This window comes from Pelagibacterium sp. H642 (assembly GCF_031202855.1).
Lineage (GTDB): Bacteria > Pseudomonadota > Alphaproteobacteria > Rhizobiales > Devosiaceae > Pelagibacterium.
In genome coordinates this window covers 119,206-137,324 of record NZ_CP101830.1, presented here as the reverse complement: position 1 = coordinate 137,324, position 18,119 = coordinate 119,206, and the positions used below count along the sequence as shown (strand labels likewise).

Below are 18,119 nucleotides of genomic sequence, written 5' to 3'. Positions count from 1 at the left end.
CTTGCTATAAACCCGAACCGCCGCGTTATGGCCTCGAAAGCTGAGATATCGATGACCGTGTGAATCCAGATGAGTCACCGATGCAACGATTTGAATAGGTCAGGCGTTAGAGGCCAGTTCTTAGGGGGACCCGTGCACTACACTATTGAAGAGCTTACCGAAATTTTCCCCGGTACCAGCGAGATGTCGCGCCTCATGCGCGGTTTCAATTGGCATCAGACGCCTCTCGGTGAGCCGCGTGATTGGCCCGAGGCGCTCAAAACACCGCTCCGAATGCTGCTCACATCGCGCTTCGAGATGTGGCTGGGATGGGGCCCCGATCTCCTTTTTTTCTACAACGACGCCTACATCCCCACGTTGGGGGCTAAGCACCCGCAGATGTTTGGCCGGCCGCTTCGCGAAGTTTGGCCAGAGGTCTACGATGACGTCGCCGACCAGGTCGAACGTGTCCGTGCGGGGGAAGCGACGTGGAACAAGGGCATGCTCCTGCTGCTTGAGCGCAGTGGCTATCCCGAGGAAACTTATCACAGCTTTTCCTATAGCCCCCTTTTTCAAAATGATGGGACAGTTGGTGGCATGCTGTGCGTGGTCAGCGAGGAGACAGCGCGGATCATCAGCGAGCGCCGCCTTGAGACCTTGCGACAATTGGGGGACGCTCTCAAATCGGTCCAAGATAGGAGTGCGTTGTACCACGCTGTCGATAGGACTTTTTCCGAGAACCGCCGTGACTTTCCCTTCGTGGCGATGCAACTTGCCGGCAGTGAGCCGACCGGACACGCTGCAGCCGCCCTAAGGCTTGCGACGTCCGTAACCGGTCCCGAGGCGATCGAGGGCCAAATTATTGCACTTCCGGCCGATGTTAAATGGCCGACGGGTGACTGGAATTCACGTCCGGTTGAAGCGATCGTCATCGCAGTGCCAGGGCCGCAAGGTACCGATCCGGCCGGCATCCTGGTTCTGGGGCTCAATCCGTTCCGACGCAACGATTCCGACATCATCAACGTCGCTCGGCTGATTGCCGGCCAACTCGGCGCGGCCTATGGAACCATCGTTGCGCTCGAAAACGAACGCCGACGTGCCGATCGAATATGGAGCGTGTCGCGTGATATCATCGTCGTGTTGGATGGGGCGGGCACATTGCGCTCGGTAAGTCCCTCATGGTCTCGGATCCTAGGACATCCACCCCACGAGGTTGTGGGCCGTCAACTCGCTGAGTTTGTGCATCCTGAGGATGTCGCAAATAGCAGGTTCACAAATTCTCAAGTGCACTGCGATCAGGGGCTGTCGAGCCAGGAAAATCGACTTCGAACCGTTGATGGCAGCTACCGCAATATTGAATGGCACACCACGTCGGAGGACGGACTGGTCTATGGCTATGGACGCGACGTCACTGATCGTCGGGCTTTTGCCCAGGAATTGAACTCAAGCCGAGAGCAGTTTCGCCATCTCGTTCAGGGCGTAGTAGATTACGCTATCTATATGATCGATCTCGAAGGCCATGTGTCCAGCTGGAACGAGGGGGCCCGCCGTATCAAGGGGTATGAGCCGGACGAGATCATCGGAGAGCACTTCTCCCGCTTCTATACGGACGAAGACCGCATTGCGGGAGCGCCGGCACAAACGCTTGAAATTGCCCGGAGAGAAGGCCGCTTCAGCGCAGAGGGTTGGCGAGTGCGGAAGAATGGTGAACGCTTTAGGGCCAGCGTCGTCTTAGACGCTATTCGCGATGACAGCGGGCGTCCCATTGGTTTTGCCAAGATTACCCGAGACATCACTGAAAAGGAAAATGCGCAGCGTGACCTAGAGGCCACCCGCGAAGCGCTCTTCCAGTCACAAAAGATGGAAGCGATCGGTCAGCTGACGGGGGGGATAGCTCATGACTTCAACAATCTGCTGATGGCGGTTTTGAGCAGCCTTGAATTGCTGGCCAAGCGCATCCCTGATGATCCTACTTCCCGACGCCTGCTCAACAATGCCATTGAGGGCGCGCAGCGCGGCGCTACACTTACCCAGCGGATGCTCATGTTCGCACGAAAAAAGGAACTCGCCATTGAGCGCATCGAAGTTCCTGCCTTGCTAGCGGGAATGAACGACCTGGTTCAGCGATCAATTGGGCCTGAATGGCCGATCTCTACTAGTTTCCCGTTGAAGCTGCCCCCGGTGCGCGCCGATGGAAATCAATTGGAAACAGCCCTGCTAAACCTCATCGTCAACGCACGCGATGCGATGCCCTCGGGAGGACCAATCGTCATTTCGGCTACTCGTGAAGCTCTCAAGAAAAGCAATCGGTCCAGCCTGCCTGAGGGCGACTATGTTCGGCTGGTGGTTAGGGACGAGGGCTTGGGAATGGATGCCGAAACCTTGCGCCGAGCAACCGAACCCTTTTTCACCACCAAAGGTGTTGGAAAGGGTACCGGGCTGGGGTTACCGATGGTGCACGGGATGGCCCAGAAGCTCGGCGGAACGTTTGAGATTGAAAGCAAACCTGGTAGCGGCACCAGTGCAATACTATGGCTGCCCGTCGAGGAGGTCGAGATGCCAGTATCTCGCCCCGCAACAGTGAAAGAATTCCGCCCGCAGACCTCGCAATTGAAGGTGCTTGCGGTCGATGATGACCCTCTTATCCTAATGAACACGGCATCCTTGCTCGAAGATTTGGGGCACGAGGTGATTGAAGCCCATTCAGGAACCGATGCGCTTTCAAAATTCCGAGCTGGCAACGATATCGACTTGGTCATTACCGATCAGGCCATGCCCAAGATGACGGGAACCGACCTTATCACCGCTATTTTTGAACTTCGCCCTGAGATGCCGGCAATTATCGCAAGCGGCTATGGCGAAGGGATCGAAATGCCCCGGCGTCAGGTTGTCCGACTTGGCAAACCGTTTGGTCAGGTTCAACTGGCTAAGGCTATAGATGAGGCAGTAGGAAAGAAGGACCTCGGCAAATCTCATACCTTTAGCGCACCCGGCTGAGAACATTGCGTTTGGCGCGGGCAAGAGCCCATCACCACTGCGCTCCTTTTACGCGCTGAGGAGCGCACCTTTTTTGCCTTGAAGACTTCCGGCATGTTCGTCGCTCAACGTACATCCCCGAAGACCCATGAAACACCGGTATGACCCCGATAATTTATCTCACCTCAACCACAACATCCCACCCCAAGGCTTGAGCGCGGCGTAGAGCCACGGAGCTGGTTTATCGATCCGGCGCCTTCAGCAGCCTTTTAAGCGCACTTACCCAGCACTTCAGCGGTCATCGGTCAGTGCGGACCGGCATGACGTTCTGCAGTGATGGCCATCGTCATCCAATCGGCGGAGATGAGGATCCGCGCGATCCATCGATCAATGGAAGACGCTCGGCTCGTTCGGTGCTTGCAGGCGCATAGATCGCGCCCAAGCCGACTTTGCGCAGTGATGGAGTTGTCCCACTTTGGGGAACGCTAAAACACGCTGCAAGCGCCTGCCCTGCCCTGAGGGGAGCGCGTAAGAAAAATCCCGCTTTCGGTATGCCGTTGTATGGGCGGCAGCAAAGCTGCGCTTGCGATCCGCCGTTTTCGGTGCCGGTGACGAATGAGGTCATGACCTTGGCCTCTCGATCGTACTGGGCCACAGCGCCAGGTGGGCCGTGGTACTGGTTCAGTCTGGGCAAGTCCGGCGGCCGTGGCGTCAAGGGCCAGAAGTCCCGCTGTCAACACAGAACGGTGCCCGATGCGCTCGGTTCCAACCATGTCGTTAGTACCCCGATCTGCGAAACTCCCGCTCACGACCACTCACCGAAAAAGTCGAACTGCAGGAACGGAACGTGGAATATGACGAAATCGTCATACGCGCGGTGGCCATGACCGATCTGCTTCGGTATGCGAGGGGGATGACCTAACACACTGTGGGCATAGCATATGGCAAAGGCGGCGATCGACAAAGACCTCAAGCGCGTCGGAAAGCTCAAACAGGCGAGCCATGAAAGCGCACTGGCGATCGCAGCGCCAGGTTTGGCTTTGCTGTTTCTCCTGGCTGCGTTGCTTTGGGCTGTTTTCGCGGTGACCAGCGGGCCGTTGAGCTATCTCGTCGTTATCGCGACGGTGATCGCCGCTTACATGGCACTCAATATCGGCGCCAATGACGTCGCCAATAACATGGGACCCGCGGTGGGCGCCAAGGCGCTGACCATGGGCGGGGCGTTGGCGATAGCTGCCATATGTGAAGCGGCCGGGGCGCTCCTGGCGGGTGGCGATGTCGTGACAACGATTTCGAGCGACATCATCGTTCCCGGTGCTCACATCGAGGGCAACACTTTTATAATGGTAATGATGGCGGCGCTTCTGTCTTCGGCTATCTGGGTCAATCTTGCGACGATAGTCGGAGCGCCTGTCTCAACCACTCATTCTGTGGTGGGCGGAGTTGTGGGCGCAGGCATTGCAGCCGCGGGCGTTCCCGCAATCGTCTGGCCCACCATTGGAACCATTGCTGCAAGCTGGGTGGTCTCCCCAGCCCTGGGAGGTGTCCTCGCCGCTGTTTTGCTGGTCGTCGTTCACAGCGCGATCTTACGTCAAAAGCAAAAGGTGCTTGCGGCGCGAATATGGGTGCCGGCTTTTATTGGTGTGATGGTTGGCATTTTTGCCATGTACATGGCGATGAAGGGGCTGGCACGCATCTGGAGCCCCGAACCCCATGTCATGTTGCTGCTCGGGCTGATTGCCGGTGGCCTTGGCTATCTCCTGGTACAACCTTGGGTTGAGTCCCGTACCGCTACGATGGACAACTCCAATAAGCAGGTGGGAACGCTGTTCCGACTGCCGCTGATCTTTGCGACAGCGCTTTTATCATTCGCCCATGGGGCCAATGACGTTGCCAACGCTGTAGGTCCCTTGGCGGCGATCGTGGCCGCCGTTCGGGACGGTGCTGCCAGCGAAAACGTGGAGCTGCCGCTCTGGGTGCTCGCCATCGGCGCGTTGGGTTTGGCTGTGGGATTGGGACTTTTTGGACCACGCCTTATTCGCACAGTCGGAGAAAGCATCACAAAACTCAACGAAATCCGCGGTTTCTGCGTCGCCCTATCCGCCGCGACCACAGTGCTCATTGCATCCGCACTCGGACTGCCGGTGTCTTCAACTCACATCGCTGTCGGCGCCGTCTTTGGCGTGGGCTTGCTGCGAGAGCAACTCTCAAATAAAGGGATTCGGAACAAGGCGGTAAGCCCGGAGGGGGTGTTCTTGCGCACCGATCACCTTAACCGGACACCACAAGAAGCGATTGTGAACTTCCAAAAGCGGCAAAAGCGCTATCTCGTCCGCCGTCAACACGCATTCTCGATCGCAGCAGCCTGGATCGTCACCGTGCCGGTTGCAGCACTTTTGGCAGGAGCGATCTATTGGGCAATGGTCCTGCTGTTCGGCATTTGAGCTTAGTGCGCTTCAAACTCTCTCTGGCGCGTCGAGGGGACCTCTGAACGACTTGTTTCACGTTGGGCCAGCGATACCGCTACATCGGCAAGCCCTTTGTGGGTAATTAACCGTTTCGCCTCGGCGAGCACCGCCCAATGGCGATAACGCTGTCCCATTTCCTTCCAATCTTCCCGCTGGTGCGTGACCCGCAATGGGAACATCTTCACTTCGACCGGTTGAGGACGTTACTCGGTGACGGGAAGCAAGTACGAGCCGATCGGGTGCTCCTCAATCTCCCCTTCGACCCCGGCCTCCTCATAGGCTTCATGGGCGGCACTTTCCCAGGGTGTCTTGCCGCTCATCAATCCGCCTTTGGGAAAAATCCACTTTCCGCGGCCACGGGAAGTGATCAACAAAACCACCAATTGGCCATCGACAACCGTATAGGGAATGGCACCATATTGCGGTCCAGCCGGCTCCAAAGGCGGACGAGGAAACAGCGATTTGAGAATGCGAGTGGGCACAGGTCGATAACTCCGAAAAGATCATTTTAAACTTGGGCACTTCCTGCTCGACTGGTCAAATTTGGTAGGGTCGGTACCACATCCAGGCCGTCAGATTCCCGAACACCCAGAGCGGCAGCTCCATATTTTCGCTGGCAGCACCATCCTAGCGGCGTTCAACCTGGCCCCTGCTCACTCCAGCAGAGCGCGATCCGCGTTGTTTTAAAGATCGGAGAATCCGATAGTTCCTGATGATCACCGATTGCTTTGGTCAGTCCTCGTTCTGTTGCGAACGGTGCCGTCCAAGATGGAGTTGCGAACCGTAGTCTCCGGCTTTCGGCTCGATGCGCATTCGGGCGACTTGCCACTGTGCCCTTGCATGCGAATACACCCGGTCAGAGATCCAGCGGCCAATATTTCATCCTATGTTGGCCAACCCCAAAGCAGATCAGTCCTTGTAACCTCGCCATTTGGAAGAGCCCAGTAACCATCAGTCTTAACAGGCCAGACAGAAAGTCCTAATCGCGTTTAGATTGCAGGAGTGACCTACTGACTGAGCAGGGGTGCATAAGATCGCCAGCAAATACCTGCTTGGCGGCTAGGAGGCTTAGACTTTACGCCCTCTCGTTTGTCTTCGCCAACGCGGCGAAGAGGTAGCGTGTTCCGCCTGCGGGCTCGTTTCGAGCTACAGCGAACCGCGCTGGGCATGGCGTCCAAGGAACGAACGTTAAGCGCGTCCGTTTGGCTGAGATGGAGCCGCTTAAAGAGGAGTCTTAGATGCGCGCCCTAAATATAATCACCTTACTGCTCGTGATTGTCGGCGGACTGAATTGGGGCTTGGTTGGCTTGTTCCAGTTCGACCTCGTCGCAGCGATATTCGGCGGGCAAGATTCTGTTTTGTCTCGCATCATCTATGTCCTTGTGGGCATCAGTGCACTGTGGCAGCTGATCCCTCTGTTCCGCTCGTTCTCGGACGGCGAGACGACCGCCCAGCGGGTGCGTCGATAATCTATGATGGAGTGCGCGGCTGATGGCCGCGCACTCACGTTTCTCCCCGAACAGCGTGACGAGGAGACCTATATGTGCGCCAGCCAATCCGTCCACGTTCCGCTGGGTCGCCCGCCGAAGCCCTCTCCTCCTCCGCCCCATCCTCGCGACCTCCCACCGATTAGGACGAGCCCGATTCCGTACGCGATCCCGATAACGACCTTCTTCCCCTGGATCAGCCCGAACCTAACCCCGATGGGGCGAAGCCGCCCATGAGGACATGCGGCAAAGGCATCCCGGTTTTGGAGAATCAGTAACTGGACCCTCGAGGTGACAGAAGGGCAAATGATGCCGCTCACGCCACTGCTGATAGCCAGGGTGAACATCGGTTCCACCGGAGGGCGCTTAAAGCACCGGCTCCGGCTGTTCTGATCACCGGCAAATGGCTCGCAAGCGCACATAACTGGATTCGATCGCCCCTTAAATCTCATTGCCTTTCAATCAAACCATGGTCTGCCTGCAAAAGGGACCCAGAGATATTCAGAGTTTGTTTCGCCCCTAATCTATGATGCGGCAGAGCCCACAGATGAACACAACCAGGAAACTGGACGTTGGCTCAGCACAAGAGATGGGACCTCACCATGCCGACGGCCGCAGCCATTCTCATCGACACATTGATCGCCTGGGATGTGGAGGTGATCTTTGGCTTACCGGGTGATGGGATCAATGGCATTATGGAGGCGCTGCGAACCCGGCAGGATCGCATCCGCTTTGTGCAGGTGCGACACGAGGAATCTGCCGCCTTCATGGCGTCAGCATATGCCAAATGGACCGGAAAGCTCGGTGTCTGCCTCGCTACCTCCGGTCCCGGCGGGACGCACCTTCTCACCGGTCTATACGACGCCAAGCTTGATCAGGCGCCGGTGCTCGCTATCACCGGCATGCAGTACCATGACTTGATCGAAACCTTCACGCAGCAGGATGTGAACCTAGAGCGCGCCTTTGAGGACGTCGCTCACTTCAATGCGCAGGTCACCGGTCCCGAGCACATGGAGAACATGGCAAGTCTGGCTTGCCGCTCGGCTCTCGCAAAGCGTGCAGTTGCGCACTTGACCATCGCCAGCGACGTTCAGGAACAACCCCTACGCACCGAGATGCGCTCCAAGCGCAACAAACCCCGGCACGAGCCGAACCGCTGGTTCGAGGGCCGGCGCATCCCGGATCCAGATGAGGTGGAACACGCCGCCGAAATCCTTAGGTCCGCAAACAAGATCGCTATTTTGGCAGGCCGGGGCGCTCTTGGCGCGAGCAACGAACTGCAAGGGATCGCCAACCTCCTTGGCGCTCCAATCATCAAGGCGCTGCTCGGCAAGGCGGTTATCCCCGACGATCACTCACTGACTGTCGGAGGAATCGGCCTTCTGGGTACATTGCCTGCACAAGAGACAATGGAGCAATGTGATGCGCTCCTAATCGTTGGCTCCACCTTTCCCTATATCGAGTATTATCCCATGCCCGGTCAGGCACGGGCCGTGCAGATCGATATCGACGCCCAGCGGATCGGGTTGCGCTACCCGGTCGAAGCCGGACTGGTTGGCGATGCCAGAGAAACCTTGCGCCTCCTTAACGAGCGGCTGAGCCGAAAACCCGACCGATCCTTTCTCACCTCCGCGCAGGAGAAAATGAGGGTTTGGCGCGAAATGATGCGCAAATCTGAATCCAGCGATGCAACACCGCTCAAGCCACAGCGGATCACCCGAGCTTTCGGGGAACGCATGCCGCCCAATTGTGTTCTAACGACCGATTCTGGCCAGAACACCGAAATGGCCGCGCGCCATATCGACCTCAAGGACGGGGCAAGCTTTGGCGTTTCGGGCGCACTGGCGTCCATGGCTTCAGGGCTTTCCTACGCAATTGCCGCAGGTTTTGCCTTTCCCGGACGCTCCCTATTCTCAGTTGTGGGCGATGGCGGCTTTGCCATGCAACTGGGCGAATTTTCTACAGCGGTCCGCTACAAGCTGCCGCTCAAGGTTCTGGTGCTTAAAAACAACATGCTTAATCAGATCGCCTGGGAGCAGATGATGTTTTTGGGCAATCCTCAATTCGGTTGCGAGCTCCAACCGATCGATTTTGCCATGGCGGCGCGGGCAATGGGCGGTTCAGGTTTTTCAGTAACTGAGCCGAACGAAATCGAGGCGGTGCTGGACCAAGCCTTCGCAACCGAAGGCCCGGTGGTGATCGAAGCGGTTGTAGATCCCTATGAACCTATGATGCCCCCTAAAATGCCCCCCGATTTCGCTGAGAATTTTCGCAAGGCCCTCCCCGAAACACCTGGTCAGGAACACATAAAGGCCAATCTCGCTCAGGAGCCGCTTAGGACGATGATGAAAGCGGGTCGCGAAGAAAGTTGACCTTCTCGCGCTGACTGCTTGGCTGGGCAGGCAAGCTCAAGGTCGCGCCAACAACGATGCAACGGTGATGAGTGGACAGGCCGCCTTCCCTACACTGAAGACGGGAGTTCCGCCGCGAACAGGCGCGATTAGTGAAACGCTCCACACTTCCTCAGGAGGCGCCGCGATCTCTATCGATCGGGTGACCACTGCATCGACCATCCATTCCTCCGGAACTCGACTTTAAGTCCAAGCCTACGCTCACGTACTTCGGACGACCTGCCGGCTTCTGCTGTCGCCGGCAAATCCTGTCGAGGAGCGGTAGGATATATCCCCGAGTTACGATAAGCCTGTTCTGCATAGTTTCCAGATAAGTCGAAACCGGAGGCAGGCCGAAAAGCGTGCCAATTCTACGCCAATCCGGGTCGTGCGTGCATGAGGAGGCCGGTGGAGCCAACAGCCACTTCGTCTGACGGCGCGGCGTAAAATCGTCGTTCGGACCGAGCGGCAAATCCCCCGCTTCGACACGATCACAGTGTCGCAATCAAGTAACGTGATCTGCTGGGCATCAACAAGCCATTCGGCCGAGCAGAGCGCCAATGACTCGTTCAAGAAATGAAATCATCCGTATCGGGGTGAGATCGGCGCACGAGGTGAACGAGGTCGAACCGCGTTCCCCGCCGTGACAGCGGACGCTCTCAATCATGCGCACGCATTGCTGTTCCAGGTTGCCGGACTCCGCTGCAGTAACGAAGACATTCTGCGCCATATACCGCCCTCGCCTCCTAGCTTCGAAGGCCGATCTGGGGATCCGCAGATGCCATGAGCGCGGCGAGACCACGCCCCTGCACCAGCCTTCTGGTTACCGCGCCAACGCTTGAGGGCCACTGCGGCAGACGCCATCCGAGAGCAGCGTTGAAAAGATCACTTGAGAGGCACGAGTTTGCAGGCCGTTGAGCGGTGCCCGGATACGTGGACGTCGGGACGTTCTCAACGTGAGCCCAAGGTCCTCCTACCTCTGCGCTCGCGTCCAGCACCCGACGGGCGACGTCAGCCCAACTCGCCTGCCCTCCACCCGCGATGTGGTAAATCCCAGGCCGAAGAGTGTGCGCATAACGGCAAAGGTGAAGGATGGCATCGGCCAGGTCCAATCCTGAAGTCGGGCTTCCGATCTGGTCGGAAACCACGCGGATAGTCTCCTGCTTCTGAGCAAGCTGAAGCATGGTTTTCACGAAATTTCGTCCGAAGGGGCTGTAAACCCATGCCGTGCGCACAATGAAATGGGATGCGTTAGATGCGATCACGGCGCGTTCACCAGCAAGCTTGCTGCGCCCGTATTCAGAGCGCGGCTGCGGGTCATCGGTTTCCACATAGGGCCTCTGCTTGTCTCCAGCGAAGACGTAGTCCGTGGACAAATGAACGATGGGCGCACCGACCCTTTGCGCCGCCTGCGCGAGGACCTCCGCCCCTGAAGCATTGACCGCCCATGCTGCATGCGTTTCCTGCTCGGCCAGATCGACTGCCGTGTAGGCGGCGGCGGAGACGACGACATCGGGCTGCACGGCCATAACGGCCTCATGGACACTTGCAATGTCCGTGAGGTCCAACTGAGGCCTGCCAATCGCAATCACCTGAGCGCCTGGCGTTACCCGTGCCCGTTCGGTGAGGCAATTTGCCATTTGGCCGGAGCGGCCGCTCACCAATATCTTCATGGGAGCACCAATGGGATGTCGGTCTGTGCAGGGATAGGATTGGGCAATCTCCACCACCAGGTATTGGCCAAAAACCAATCCACAGTGCGCTCAAGGCCGGTTTCGAACGACACAGCAGCGCGCCAGCCCAGGTCGCGTTCGATATCTGAAGTATCGATAGCGTAGCGCCGGTCATGTCCAGGACGATCCACGACGAAGCAAACCTGTTCGATGTAAGATCCGCCCGTCTCTTTGCGATGCTTTTGGTCGAGAATGCAGCACACGCCAAGCACCACCTCGAGGTTGGTTCGTTGGCTGTTTCCGCCGATGGCATACCTGGATCCTGGCTGAGCAGCATCGGCGATCCGGATCAGAGCATCCACATGATCCTCGACATAGAGCCAGTCGCGCACGTTCTTGCCCGAACCATAGACGGGAATATCTCGCCCCTCCAAAGCGTTGGATATCGCCATCGGAATAAGCTTTTCCCGGTTGTGAAAAGGACCATAATTGTTGGAGCAGTGGGAAATGGTGACTGGAAGACCGTAGGTCCGGTGCCAGGCATGCACGAGATGGTCGGAAGCCGCCTTGGAGGCTGAATAGGGGGACGAGGGGGCGTAAGGCGTTTCTTCGCTGAAAAGCGAATCGTCGAAAGGCAGATCGCCGAACACCTCATCCGTCGATACGTGGTGGAGGCGGAATTGCGCCTTCCGCTTTGGGGGCAAACTCTGCCAGAAGGTCAGCGCAGCACCCAAAAGACAGGCTGTCCCGTAGATGTTGGTATTGAGAAACGGTTCGGGGTCTTGAATGGACCTGTCGACATGGGTCTCGGCAGCCAGATGAAATACCCGCTCGACAGCTTCTGTGCGCAGCGTCTCAAGAACAAAAGCACCGTCGCAGATATCGCCGCAGACGAGCTTGAAATTGGGCCTGAGGTTGAGCTCACGCAGTGATCCCAAATTGGCAGCGTAGGTGAGCTTATCGAACGCGACGACATGATTGCTGGGGTCTTCCGCGAGCACGCGGCACAACGCCGACCCGATGAAACCGGCGCCGCCGGTAACTAGGATGTTCATGACAGGTACTCCGGCACAGTTACGAGGCTGAACGGTGGAGCATCCCTGTCCTTGTCCGACAACACGATCTCGGCCTCTCCAATCGGCCAGGCAATCGCCAGGTCCGGGTCATCGAATCGTATGGAGCGTTCATGCTGCGGGCTGTAGGGCGCGGTGACCTTGTAGATTACCTCGGTATCGGGTTCGAGGACGAGAAAACCGTGCGCAAAGCCTCGGGGGACGAGAAGCTGGTTCCATTTGGATTGGGAGACTTCCAAGCCCACCCATTGCCCAAAGGTGCCCCTCTCGCGCCGCAGATCCACAGCTACGTCAAAGATGGCCCCTCGCGGGACCCGAACCAGCTTGTCCTGCTCGAAGGGGGGGAGCTGGTAGTGGAGCCCGCGGATGACGCCGGCGGTGGAGGAATGGGAATGATTGTCCTGAACGAATTGCAAGCAGATGCCATGCTGTTCCAGAGCGGCCGCGTTCCAGGTCTCCGAGAAGAAGCCCCGCTCGTCGGTGAAACGCGGGGGAATGATCTCGAGAACGCCTTCCAGCGGCAGGCGTCGTATCTGCGCACTCATTGCGCTGCCTCCAACACAGGCGGTGACATCGCTTCGCGGGCACGTTTTCTCAGATAAGCACCATATCTGGTTTTCCCCATCGCCTCGGCCTGAGCCATGACCCGCAGTGGGTCAATCCACCCCCAATCAAGTCCGATTTCCTCGGGACAGGCGATCTGGATGCCCTGGCGCCTTTGGATCGTTTGGACAAATGCGGAGGCTTCCAGCAAGCTGTCATGGGTTCCGGTGTCGAGCCAGGCAAAGCCTCGCCCCAGACGGCACACCTTGAGGTCGCCTCGGCGCAGATAGATGTTGTTGATATCGGTGATCTCCAACTCGCCTCGGTGCGAGGGCTTGAGCGCGCAGGCGATATCGACCACGTCATTGTCATAGAAATAGAGACCCGTCACAGCCCAGTCCGACCTGGGATGGGCGGGCTTTTCGACGATGTCGGTTGCGATGCCGGTGATGGCATCAAAACTGACCACGCCGTAGCGCTCGGGGTCCTCGACCTCATATGCGAACACGAAGGCTCCCGGCCCCGCCGCGGCCTCGGCGCACAGATGACTGAGGCGCTCTCCGAAGTAAAGATTGTCGCCCAAGATCATCGCCACCCGATCGTCGCCGATGAACTCGCGGCCGATGATAAATGCCTGCGCAAGTCCCGCCGGCGTAGGCTGCTCGGCATAGGAGAGGTTTACGCCGAACTGTGAGCCGTCGCCGAGAAGCGTCCGAAACAATGGGAGGTCGCTGGGTGTCGAGATGACAAGGATGTCCCGTATCCCCGCTTGCATCAGAGTGCTTAGGGGATAATAGACCATGGGCTTGTCGTAGACCGGCAGGAGCTGCTTGGAGATTGCAACGGTGAGCGGATAAAGACGCGTGCCGCTGCCTCCCGCCAGTATGATACCCTTCACTGCTTTCTGGCTCGATTGCATGTCAATAGCCGTAGCTTTCAGGCCGGTAGCGGCATTTGTTCAGGACCACCCCCAGCAGATTGGTGTTGGCAGAGACATCGCGCTCGCATCTGTCGATCTCATTGAGCGTGGTTGCTTCCGCTGCGGCAACCAGCAGCACGCTCTCGACCCATGGCAGGAATGCCATGAGATCGTCGGTGGTCAGCATTGGCGGGATATCGTAGATGATCACGTCCGGTTTCAACCATTCTCGCATGTCCGCCAGAACGGCTCCGGTGAGCGGGTCCTGTAGCACCTCCGAGGCATCGGGAACCGCATGTGTATTGGGCGCTACCGCCAAATTGGCTTCAAAACGGACGAAGCTTTGATCGAGCGGCGACTTGCGTCTCAGGAACTGAATCAGCGACCACTCCTCGCTCAAGCCCAGGCGGTGAGCGATGCTGGGACGACGGAGATCGAGGTCCACCAGAACCACGCGGTAGTTTGCCTGCCGAGCCAAACCCAGGGCCAGGTTCATAGCGAGGGTTGTCTTGCCGCATCCAGGACCGGGCGAGGATATCGCCAAAGACTTCCAACCGTTCTGCCTAAGCAGATGCGCGATCTTGGTGCGCAGCATATCGAAGACGGCGCGGTTGGCGCTATTCTCTCCATCAAGGATCAGCCGGCTGCGAGACGCTTGACGTCTGCTGATTTGGAAGCCCTGCAACTCAGACCACATTTTCAGGCACACGGCATCAGCCTTCGATGCCGGAGCGGCAATTGGATCCGGCGGAGCCACGGTTCCATCGAGCCTCAAAAGCGTCATGGCCGCCCTCCCCAGCTCGCGTTTCGCGAGAGTCTGCCAAAGCCGCTCATCGGGTAATCGTCCTCAAGTGTTCCAACGGTCCGGACAGCGAGGTGCCCACGGGCAGACCGAATTGGGCCGAGACCACGAGACCTGCAGGAATGGCAATGGCGAACAGTCCTACCGCTACCAAGACCATTGCTCGTCTCGCGGCAGTTTCCCTACGAGTGGTGATGTACGGGATCGTCATGAGCGGCTCCATGTTGAGCACGCGTCTAAGATCGACCGGACGTCGAATTCCGTTGTTGAGAAACTCCAACATGACAACCAGAGCGGTAGCCAGGCCAAGGCCCAAGGCAAACCCGCCAAACACGATCATTGTCCGCCTGGGGCGCGTGGGCCGTGTGGGAGCAACCGCTTCTTCGAGCATGACGAGACGCTCGCCTTTGAGGTCACTTTCTACCTGCTCGCCGGTCGAGGCTTGGGCAAGCCGGCCGACTGCGGCGTTGTACTGGATCTGAAGGTTCTCGCGTTCGCGCAGGAGATCGTTCATTACGGTCTCGTTCTCGGGCGTAGCCGCGATGGAATTTGTCAGGACCTCCAGCGTTTCGGCGATCCGCACCTTCTCCCTTGCTATCAATTCTAACTGATCGTCGATCTCGGCCACCTGCACATCGACCTCGGAAATCGGCACCGGATGTCCTTCGTCCGTGACCGTATGGGCGTCTGCGGCCGTTTCCTGCAGCCGAGATATCTGTTCCTGGAGCGCCTGAATGCTCGGACTGTCGTCGGTGTAAAGCGCCTGCTGGGTCACTAGCGCCGAATGAAGCGCGGCCAGCGCCTGGCCTTCAGGTGTCTGGGTGGCAGTGCTCGGGAGGCGTCTGGTGCTTTCGAACATCAAGGCCAAGTTGAAACGGCGACTGCGGAGAGCGGCCTCCTCGCGTTCGAGAACGAGCAGTCGTTCCTGCAGAGCATTTTGCTGACCACGACGGAAATCGAGGCTATCCGGCAACGCATTGAGATTGAGATTCCGGAACTCGAGGATACGCTCCTCTACGGACGACAAATCGGCAGCAAGCTCGTCCACGTTTTGCCGGAAGAATGCCATTGTCTCGGAGGCCGCTTCAGTGCGCCTCCTATTGTCCTCAGCAAGAATGCTGGTGGCCAGATGGTTCGCAACGCTGGCGGCCAATTGGCCATCTCCAGCTTCAAAGGAAATGGCAAAGGCCGGCGCGGCTGGCGTATTGGGATCTAGCCAGAACTGTTCGACATCGATCCGGGAGCGCATATCGTCCGCTGTCGCGATCGGGGTTGCCGGTCTCTCCTCTCCGTAAATCTGAAACTGTTCAGCCAAGGCAAGAAGAGAGGGCACCATCATTAGCTCACGCTCAATGATGCGAAAGCGAGCGACGGCAGTGTCGGAAACGGTGGACTGTGCCATGTCCTCGGGAATGCGCGGGGAAACCACCATGACGAGCGCGGTGGAGCGGTAAACCGGTTGCAAAAAAAGGGCGAGAGAAAGGGCTCCAAACGTCGGAATTGCCACCACCACGGCTATCAGGGGCAGCCGGCGCAGCAACAGCAACAGATAGAACCGCAGATCGATCGATCCCATTGCACACGCCGCTCCCTTCGGCAGCAATCCTATGGGGTTTAGGAAGCGGCTATCGGCGGCTCTCGGCAATAGACCAAAGGGGCTATTCCGGGGCGCAGAAAACGGGCCGATCCTATCGCAACAGCGCGGAAGGAGCGGAAATGAGCCAAGCGAAGCTGAAGCGCCTGTGGCGGTGGTCCGGATGGGTGCTCACGACGAGCGCTACGGTCCTGATGTCGATCCCTGCCCCGGCTGCCGAGTTGGCCATCGTGCCTCAAGCCCGGCTGCGCCTGACCGTGCTTCAATGGATGCCGGTAGAAGCAAATTTCCGGCAATTGGACACTTTCGGCGGCGATCTGGTGGTCCTCCCAAATGGCACCATCTCAGTTCCGGTAATCGGTCAGATCGCGGTCGTCGGCAAGGACACGGTCACAATCGGCGCCGAGGTGGCGGAGCGCATTCAGAGCGAACTGGGCTTGATCGCGCCCCCCGAGGTCAGCCTCGATGTCATTGAATACCCGCCCATCTATGTGGTCGGCGCAGTCTCCACCCCTGGGCAATTCCCCTATATACCGGGGTACACGGTTCTACAGGCGCTGGCTTTGGGAGGCGGCCAATTGCGGCCGGAGACCCAAACAGGCATGGACGACGAAATTCGACTCCAGTCCGAACTGGTGGACATCAACAACGACATCATCCGCGTATTGGCAAGAACGGCGCGTTTGCGCGCTGAGCTGGACAATCAGCCCGAGATAGCCTTTCCTGAAGAGGTCATCTCGCGACGCGAGTTGGCTCCAATCGGAGAAATCATGACACAGGAACAGGCGCTGTTCGAGGCCCGCGCGGGGGCGCTTGAACGGCAAACCCAGTCCTACGATGAGCTCATCGAACTCCTCGAAACAGAGATAGCGGCCCTGGAAGAACGCATCACAGTGCTGGATGAAGAGATCGCGTCTCTGGTCACCGAACTTGAAAGGGTCAGTCAACTGGTTGCAACCGGCAACGCTGTTGTTTCCCGCCGTACAGACGTAGAGAGACTGATTTCAGGCGCCCGCGCCGATCGGCTGGATCATTTGACGGCCATCATGCGCAGCCGTCAGAGCATCAGCGAAGCCCAGCGCAACCAGGCAAATCTGCGCGACCAGATGCAGACTGAAGTGGTGCAGGAGCTGCTCGTCCAGCAATCGGCGCTGGAAGACCTTTACCTTCGCAGGGAAACGACGCAGCATTTGCTCGCTGAGCTGGCGTCGACCGCGCCATTGGCCAACAGGTCCTCACTGGAGCCACCGGCGCTGCGGTTTTCGATCGTTCGGGCCGGTGAAGACGGGATGACCGAGACCGAAGCGGACGAATTCACAGCGCTGCTGCCGGGAGATGTCCTTAAGGTCACGTTAGCGCCAGCCTCCTTCGCCGTGGCGGTCGAGCGTTGACTGGGCACTCAGCAACCGGTCCCGCGAAAGACCACACCGAACGTCTTAATCACGATCGAGGCGTCGGTTCGCAGCGAAAGAATCTCGGCATAGCGTGTATCGTAGGCGGCCCGCTCTGCGAATGAACAAGCATTGCGATCGTTGACCTGCCAGAGCCCGGTCATGCCAGGACGAAGGTCATAATATGCCGTTCCCCCATAGAGCTCCTTCTGGTCCGGGCACATCGGCCTGGGACCGATAAGGCTCATTTCGCCGACCACAACATTCAAGAGTTGAGGCAGCTCATCGACCGAATACTTGCGCAGCCATCTCCCGATTGGGGTCACACGCGGATCCAATCTAAGCTTTTGAGTGACAGACCACTCATCGCATGCTTGTGCATCTTTGGCGAGATGGTCCGCCAGACGCCGATCGGCATCGACGCACATGGTCCGCAACTTCCAGATATGGAAGACTTCACCGTTTCGACCGACACGCTCCTGTCTGAAGAAGGCGCTGCCGCCGTCGCGGGTAATTATCCAAGCGCAGATCAGAATAAACGGAAGAGCCGCAAGTCCCAGGCATACCGCTCCAACAACGTCAATACAGCGCTTGAACGCGGGATAGACAGAACGTCTCGAGGCCAAGGTGCCCGGCAGCAGGGTTCCATTCGGCCGTTCTCGCTCGAAAAAATCGGCGTCGGTCATCACCCAGCCCTCCAACGGGCAGCGGAGTTGCATAAACTCAAATTATTGGAAGTAATGCGCGCTGCACGAGCAGTTGCCCGGCAGAAACCAAATAACTAGCCCATAGTAGAAGTTAAAAACGGCGCCGTTGAAATAGTC

The 18,119-nt window shown here is 58.2% G+C and carries 13 protein-coding genes and 1 pseudogene; 6 read left to right on the top strand and 8 right to left on the bottom strand.

Going from position 1 to position 18,119, the window contains the following annotated elements:
- Nucleotides 1-69: 69 nt before the first annotated feature.
- The 3 genes and pseudogenes from NO934_RS18900 to NO934_RS18890 all read left to right on the top strand — a co-directional run.
- Nucleotides 70-597: pseudogene (locus tag NO934_RS18900) on the top strand (PAS domain-containing protein); the annotation flags it as partial.
- A gap of 450 nt (nucleotides 598-1,047) precedes the next feature.
- Nucleotides 1,048-2,976 carry a PAS domain S-box protein gene (locus NO934_RS18895; RefSeq protein ID WP_375143322.1) on the top strand — a complete coding sequence of 643 codons (1,929 nt, stop codon included), beginning with the start codon at nucleotides 1,048-1,050 and terminating at the stop codon, nucleotides 2,974-2,976.
- Between the two features lie 920 nt (nucleotides 2,977-3,896).
- Nucleotides 3,897-5,399, top strand: coding sequence for an anion permease (locus NO934_RS18890; RefSeq protein ID WP_309164256.1), 1,503 nt, complete (start codon nucleotides 3,897-3,899; stop codon nucleotides 5,397-5,399).
- A gap of 227 nt (nucleotides 5,400-5,626) precedes the next feature.
- Here NO934_RS18890 and NO934_RS18885 read toward each other — a convergent pair whose 3' ends face one another.
- Nucleotides 5,627-5,905, bottom strand: coding sequence for an NUDIX domain-containing protein (locus NO934_RS18885; protein WP_309164255.1), 279 nt, complete (start codon nucleotides 5,903-5,905; stop codon nucleotides 5,627-5,629).
- A gap of 756 nt (nucleotides 5,906-6,661) precedes the next feature.
- Here NO934_RS18885 and NO934_RS18880 point away from each other — a divergent pair.
- On the top strand, nucleotides 6,662-6,892 hold the full coding sequence (locus NO934_RS18880; protein ID WP_309164253.1) for a DUF378 domain-containing protein: 231 nt from the start codon (nucleotides 6,662-6,664) through the stop codon (nucleotides 6,890-6,892).
- Nucleotides 6,893-7,512: 620 nt separating this feature from the next.
- Nucleotides 7,513-9,282: a thiamine pyrophosphate-dependent enzyme gene (locus NO934_RS18875; protein WP_309164389.1), complete on the top strand. Its 1,770-nt coding sequence runs from the start codon at nucleotides 7,513-7,515 to the stop codon at nucleotides 9,280-9,282.
- A gap of 764 nt (nucleotides 9,283-10,046) precedes the next feature.
- Here NO934_RS18875 and rfbD read toward each other — a convergent pair.
- From rfbD to NO934_RS18845, 6 genes are read right to left on the bottom strand one after another with little or no spacing between them, the layout of a single operon-like run.
- A complete protein-coding gene (gene rfbD / locus NO934_RS18870) occupies nucleotides 10,047-10,973 on the bottom strand; it encodes a dTDP-4-dehydrorhamnose reductase (RefSeq protein ID WP_309164252.1) in 927 nt (308 codons plus the stop codon).
- Nucleotides 10,970-12,028, bottom strand: coding sequence for a dTDP-glucose 4,6-dehydratase (gene rfbB / locus NO934_RS18865; RefSeq protein ID WP_309164251.1), 1,059 nt, complete (start codon nucleotides 12,026-12,028; stop codon nucleotides 10,970-10,972). Before rfbB ends, rfbD begins: the two co-directional genes overlap by 4 nt.
- Nucleotides 12,025-12,591 (bottom strand): dTDP-4-dehydrorhamnose 3,5-epimerase, encoded by a 567-nt coding sequence (gene rfbC, locus NO934_RS18860; protein ID WP_309164250.1) that lies wholly within the window; start codon nucleotides 12,589-12,591, stop codon nucleotides 12,025-12,027. Before rfbC ends, rfbB begins: the two co-directional genes overlap by 4 nt.
- Entirely contained in the window at nucleotides 12,588-13,487 is a 900-nt protein-coding gene (gene rfbA / locus NO934_RS18855; protein ID WP_309164249.1) for a glucose-1-phosphate thymidylyltransferase RfbA, read from the bottom strand. Before rfbA ends, rfbC begins: the two co-directional genes overlap by 4 nt.
- A gap of 22 nt (nucleotides 13,488-13,509) precedes the next feature.
- The gene (locus tag NO934_RS18850; RefSeq protein ID WP_309164247.1) at nucleotides 13,510-14,292 is read right to left on the bottom strand and encodes a CpsD/CapB family tyrosine-protein kinase; all 783 of its coding nucleotides are present in this window, start codon (nucleotides 14,290-14,292) and stop codon (nucleotides 13,510-13,512) included.
- 46 nt (nucleotides 14,293-14,338) lie between these two features.
- Entirely contained in the window at nucleotides 14,339-15,886 is a 1,548-nt protein-coding gene (locus tag NO934_RS18845) for a Wzz/FepE/Etk N-terminal domain-containing protein (RefSeq protein ID WP_309164245.1), read from the bottom strand.
- Nucleotides 15,887-16,026: 140 nt separating this feature from the next.
- Between NO934_RS18845 and NO934_RS18840 the strand changes: the two genes are divergently transcribed.
- A complete protein-coding gene (locus NO934_RS18840) occupies nucleotides 16,027-17,295 on the top strand; it encodes a polysaccharide biosynthesis/export family protein (RefSeq protein ID WP_309164244.1) in 1,269 nt (422 codons plus the stop codon).
- 8 nt (nucleotides 17,296-17,303) lie between these two features.
- On the opposite strand, the gene NO934_RS18835 is transcribed toward NO934_RS18840, so the two are convergent.
- Complete coding sequence (locus NO934_RS18835) at nucleotides 17,304-17,981, bottom strand: sugar transferase (protein WP_309164243.1); 678 nt, start codon at nucleotides 17,979-17,981, stop codon at nucleotides 17,304-17,306.
- Between the last annotated feature and the right edge of the window lie 138 nt (nucleotides 17,982-18,119).

Excerpts from the sequence above, each read along its gene's own strand:
- NO934_RS18890 (WP_309164256.1), top strand. The coding sequence starts at position 3,897 with ATGGCAAAGGCGGCGATCGACAAAGACCTCAAGCGCGTCGGAAAGCTC.
- NO934_RS18880 (WP_309164253.1), top strand. The coding sequence starts at position 6,662 with ATGCGCGCCCTAAATATAATCACCTTACTGCTCGTGATTGTCGGCGGA.
- NO934_RS18875 (WP_309164389.1), top strand. The coding sequence starts at position 7,513 with ATGCCGACGGCCGCAGCCATTCTCATCGACACATTGATCGCCTGGGAT.
- rfbD (WP_309164252.1), bottom strand. The coding sequence starts at position 10,973 with ATGAAGATATTGGTGAGCGGCCGCTCCGGCCAAATGGCAAATTGCCTC.
- rfbB (WP_309164251.1), bottom strand. The coding sequence starts at position 12,028 with ATGAACATCCTAGTTACCGGCGGCGCCGGTTTCATCGGGTCGGCGTTG.
- rfbC (WP_309164250.1), bottom strand. The coding sequence starts at position 12,591 with ATGAGTGCGCAGATACGACGCCTGCCGCTGGAAGGCGTTCTCGAGATC.
- NO934_RS18850 (WP_309164247.1), bottom strand. The coding sequence starts at position 14,292 with ATGACGCTTTTGAGGCTCGATGGAACCGTGGCTCCGCCGGATCCAATT.
- NO934_RS18845 (WP_309164245.1), bottom strand. The coding sequence starts at position 15,886 with ATGGGATCGATCGATCTGCGGTTCTATCTGTTGCTGTTGCTGCGCCGG.
- NO934_RS18840 (WP_309164244.1), top strand. The coding sequence starts at position 16,027 with ATGAGCCAAGCGAAGCTGAAGCGCCTGTGGCGGTGGTCCGGATGGGTG.
- NO934_RS18835 (WP_309164243.1), bottom strand. The coding sequence starts at position 17,981 with ATGACCGACGCCGATTTTTTCGAGCGAGAACGGCCGAATGGAACCCTG.